Here is a 1,636-nt window from a genome sequence, read left to right as displayed (position 1 = left end):
CGCAACATCTGGCCGACTATATGCTGCCCGCCGCCTTTGTGGTACTGGAAACTTTCCCGCTCACGCTGAACGGCAAGCTGGACCGCAAGGCACTGCCCGCGCCTGAGCAATCTGCTGTGGCTGTACGCGGTTATGAGGCCCCTATTGGTGAAGCGGAAACCACCCTGACGCAGATCTGGCAAGACCTGCTGGGACTGGTGCGTGTCGGCCGCCATGATCACTTCTTTGAACTTGGTGGTCACTCGCTGCTGGTGGTCAGTGTGATCGAACGACTGCGCCAGCAGGGCTGGGAACTGGACGTCCGTACGGTATTCACTGCACCGATCCTCGCCGATCTGGCCCGGGCGATTCAGGTATCCCCGGGTGATGTCCCGGTCTTTGTCGTGCCGCCCAACCGTATTCCTGATGGCAGCACTGTGCTTACACCTGAAATGCTGCCGCTGGTCACGCTGTCCCAGACCGAAATCGACACCATCGTCAACCGGACTTCTGGCGGAGCGGCCAATGTGCAGGACATCTATCCTCTGGCCCCGTTGCAGGAAGGTATCCTGTTCCACCATTTGCTGAATCCGGCCAAAGATCCCTACGTTATCTCGTCGCTGCTATGTGTCGACAGTCAGGCAGACCTTGATGCATTCACGGCTGCATTACAAGCGGTTATCGGCCGACACGATATCCTGCGCACCGCCATCCACTGGACCGGATTGTCCCAGCCGGTTCAGGTTGTGCACCGGAACGCTCCATTGCCTGTTCATCACCTGACCCTGAAGGACAGTGATGATGTGACTGCCAGTCTGCAAGCCCGCATGGGGTTGTCACACCTGAATATGGATTTATCTCAGGCGCCGCTGATACGCTTACAAATTGCCGCTGACCCACATTCAGCCAAGCTGTACGTCTTGCTCCAATTCCATCACATTATCGATGATAACCTCTCATTACGGCAGGTTCTCGCGGAAACGGCAGCATTCTTAATGGGAAAAAATGCCGATTTACCGCCATCGGTGCCTTATCGCAACTTTGTCGCTTATGCCCGTCAGGAAAGCCATATTCAGGCCGCAGAAACCTTTTTCCCGGACTACCTGGCAGATCTCGATGAAGTGACGGCCCCTTTTGGCCTGATCAACGTTCAGGAAGAGGGTGAACATACGGCAGAATCCCAACAGCTCCTTAATGCCGGCTTATCACGCGCCCTCCGTGAAACGGCCCGCAGGCTGGGCACCAGCCCTGCGGCATTGTTCCATGCGGGGTGGGCGCTGGTCGTTGCCCGAACCAGCGGGCGTGATGATATTGTATTCGGTACTACCTTATCAGGCCGTATGTCGGGCATGGCAGGCAGTGCGGGCGCGTTGGGCATGTTTATCAATACCCTGCCGGTCAGGCTGAAACTCAAAGGGATCAGTGCTGAGGAACTCGTCAAGGCAGTCACTGACACATGCGCCAGTTTACTACAATATGAACAGACTCCCTTGTCCCTGGTACAGCGCTATAGCGGGCTCGGCAATATGCCGTTGTTCAGCGCCTTGCTCAACTGCCGGCATATGAGTGACAAGGACAGCGGCACACTTAACCTGTCGCAGTTTGGTATAACCAGTCTGGCTGGCCGGGAACGCACCAATTATCCCGTGGGGATCTC

The 1,636-nt window shown here is 56.5% G+C and carries 1 protein-coding gene; it reads left to right on the top strand.

Annotation, left to right across the window (positions count from 1 at the left end; genetic code table 11):
- A partial coding sequence (locus FE394_RS18820) for a condensation domain-containing protein (RefSeq protein WP_319927852.1) occupies positions 1-1,636 on the top strand: 1,636 nt, incomplete at both ends.

The sequence above is a fragment of the Xenorhabdus littoralis genome, from assembly GCF_033949345.1.
GTDB lineage: Bacteria > Pseudomonadota > Gammaproteobacteria > Enterobacterales > Enterobacteriaceae > Xenorhabdus > Xenorhabdus littoralis.
Note: the sequence above shows the minus strand (reverse complement) of the source record. Positions and strands in the feature narration are given on the sequence as shown.